A 2,663-nucleotide genomic window follows, 5' to 3' on the forward strand; every position below is an offset into this window, starting at 1 on the left:
GGACCGGAACCGGGGCGGCGGGGCGCTCACGCGGGTACTGCGCGGTGCGCAGTGCTGTGTGCGGCAGCACTGAGCGGGGTCAGACCAGGGAACCGCCCGGCAGCTCCACCTTCGCGCCGAGCTTCTCCAGCTTCTCCATGAAGTTCTCGTAACCGCGGTTGATCAGGTCGATGCCGTGCACCCGGGAGGTGCCCTGCGCCGCCAGTGCCGCGATCAGGTACGAGAAGCCGCCCCGGAGGTCCGGGATGACCAGGTCCGCGCCCTGCAGCTTCGTCGGCCCGGACACGACCGCCGAGTGCAGGAAGTTGCGCTGGCCGAAGCGGCAGTCCGAGCCGCCCAGGCACTCGCGGTAGAGCTGGATGTGCGCGCCCATCTGGTTGAGCGCGGAGGTGAAGCCGAGCCGCGACTCGTACACCGTCTCGTGGACGATGGAGAGGCCCGCGGCCTGCGTCAGCGCCACCACCAGCGGCTGCTGCCAGTCGGTCTGGAAGCCGGGGTGCACGTCCGTCTCCAGCGCGATGGCGTTGAGCGCGCCGCCCGGGTGCCAGAAGCGGATGCCCTCGTCGTCGATCTCGAAGGCGCCGCCGACCTTGCGGTAGGTGTTGAGGAAGGTCATCATCGAGCGCTGCTGGGCGCCGCGCACATAGATGTTGCCCTCGGTCGCCAGCGCCGCCGACGCCCAGGAAGCCGCCTCCAGGCGGTCCGGGATCGCCCGGTGGGTGTAACCGTCGAGCTTGTCGACACCGGTGATCCGGATGGTCCGGTCGGTGTCCATGGAGATGATCGCGCCCATCTTCTGCAGTACGCAGATGAGGTCCTCGATCTCCGGCTCGACGGCCGCGTTGGACAGCTCGGTGACGCCCTCGGCGAGGACGGCGGTGAGCAGCACCTGCTCGGTGGAGCCCACCGAGGGGTACGGCAGCCGGATCTTGGTGCCGCGCAGCCGCTGCGGGGCCTCCAGGTACTGGCCGTCGGCCCGCTTCTCGATGGTCGCGCCGAACTGGCGCAGCACCTCGAAGTGGAAGTCGATCGGCCGGCCGCCGATGTCGCAGCCGCCGAGGCCCGGGATGAAGGCGTGGCCGAGGCGGTGCAGCAGCGGGCCGCAGAAGAGGATCGGGATCCGCGACGAACCCGCGTGGGCATCGATGTCGGCGACGTTCGCCGACTCGACGTGCGAGGGGTCGAGGATCAGTTCGCCCGGCTCGTCGCCGGGGCGGACGGTGACGCCGTGCAGCTGGAGAAGCCCCCGGACCACCCGTACGTCACGGATGTCGGGAACGTTGCGGAGGCGGCTGGGCCCGCTGCCGAGCAGCGCGGCGACCATGGCCTTCGGCACCAGGTTCTTGGCGCCTCGGACGCGGATCTCGCCCTCCAGCGGGGTGCCGCCGTGGACAAGCAGGACATCGTCTGTGCCGGTCATGTATCTCGCGTTCCGGAGTGGTCGGGCAGGGGGCCAACGAAAAGGGTAATGGCCTCCTACCCCCCTTCCGTAAGGCGAAGGGGGGTGTACGAACGTCATGAATCCGCCACAACACCCTCCGCGCATCCGATCTTGCGGAGGGTTACCGTCCGGATGGCCCACCGTGCGCCCGTCGTACGGTGCGCTCCTCGTGCCTCCGTGCGCCCTGAGCTGCGCTCGCTCTCCTGAGGGCGGCATCACGGTCACTCGGCCCCCGTGAAGGGCGAAGATGCGGGATCATTCCTGCCATGACCGAGGTGTCCTCGCTCACAGGGCGACTGCTCGTGGCCGCACCCGCCCTCACGGACCCGAATTTCGACCGCGCGGTGGTGCTGCTCCTCGACCACGACGAGGAGGGCTCCCTCGGCGTGGTCCTCAACCGCCCGACCCCGGTCGGCGTCGGCGACATCCTCGCGTCCTGGGCCGCCCTGACCGGCGAGCCGGACGTCGTCTTCCAGGGCGGGCCCGTCTCGCTCGACTCCGCGCTCGGCGTGGCGGTGATCCCCGGCGACGAGGGCCCGCTCGGCTGGCGGCGGGTGCACGGGGCGATCGGCCTCGTCGACCTGGAGACCCCGCCGGAGCTGCTCGGCCCGGCCCTCGGCTCGCTGCGGATCTTCGCCGGGTACGCGGGCTGGGGCCCCGGTCAACTGGAGGGCGAGCTCAGCGAGGGCGCGTGGTTCGTGGTCGAGTCCGAGCCCGGCGACGTCTCCTCGCCGCGCCCCGAGCAGCTCTGGCGCGCGGTGCTCCGCCGCCAGCGCAGCGAGCTCGCGATGATCGCCACGTATCCGGACGACCCTTCCCTGAACTGACGGCCGACCCTTCCCTCAACCGATGCCCGTCTCTTTCAGTACCCTTGGCGGTTATGAGCACTCTTGAGCCCGATCGCGGGGCAGGTACGGGAACCCTCGTCGAACCGACGCCGCAGGTGTCGAGGGGCGACGGCGACCACGAGCGCTACGCCCATTACGTCCAGAAGGACAAGATCATGGCGAGCGCCCTGGAGGGCACTCCCGTGGTCGCGCTGTGCGGCAAGGTCTGGGTGCCGGGGCGCGACCCCAAGAAGTACCCGGTCTGCCCCATGTGCAAGGAGATCTACGAGTCCATGGGCGCCGGCGGCGACAAGGACAAGGGCAAGGGCGGCGGCAAGGACAAGAAGTAGGTCCGCTCCCTCATTTGCTGTCAGGCCCCCCGGGGCGCGCGACAC

Annotated in this window: 3 protein-coding genes; 2 read left to right on the top strand and 1 reads right to left on the bottom strand. The window is 70.2% G+C overall.

Annotation, left to right across the window (positions count from 1 at the left end; all coding sequences use genetic code 11):
- Nucleotides 1–79: 79 nt before the first annotated feature.
- Complete coding sequence (gene murA / locus ACFWM7_RS34835) at nt 80–1,420, bottom strand: UDP-N-acetylglucosamine 1-carboxyvinyltransferase (RefSeq protein WP_006124927.1); 1,341 nt, start codon at nt 1,418–1,420, stop codon at nt 80–82.
- A 287-nt stretch (nt 1,421–1,707) separates the two neighbouring features.
- On the opposite strand from murA, the gene ACFWM7_RS34840 reads away from it, so the two are divergent.
- Nucleotides 1,708–2,268, top strand: a complete 561-nt coding sequence (locus tag ACFWM7_RS34840; RefSeq protein WP_383268672.1) for a YqgE/AlgH family protein — start codon at nt 1,708–1,710, stop codon at nt 2,266–2,268.
- Nucleotides 2,269–2,321: 53 nt separating this feature from the next.
- On the top strand, nt 2,322–2,618 hold the full coding sequence (locus ACFWM7_RS34845; protein WP_006124925.1) for a DUF3039 domain-containing protein: 297 nt from the start codon (nt 2,322–2,324) through the stop codon (nt 2,616–2,618).
- The last annotated feature ends 45 nt before the right edge of the window (nt 2,619–2,663 follow it).

Origin of the sequence: Streptomyces sp. NPDC058375 (assembly GCF_042723425.1) — a bacterium.
GTDB lineage: Bacteria > Actinomycetota > Actinomycetes > Streptomycetales > Streptomycetaceae > Streptomyces > Streptomyces durocortorensis.

Coding starts and splice junctions, on each gene's coding strand:
- murA (WP_006124927.1), bottom strand. CDS start 1,420: ATGACCGGCACAGACGATGTCCTGCTTGTCCACGGCGGCACCCCGCTG.
- ACFWM7_RS34840 (WP_383268672.1), top strand. CDS start 1,708: ATGACCGAGGTGTCCTCGCTCACAGGGCGACTGCTCGTGGCCGCACCC.
- ACFWM7_RS34845 (WP_006124925.1), top strand. CDS start 2,322: ATGAGCACTCTTGAGCCCGATCGCGGGGCAGGTACGGGAACCCTCGTC.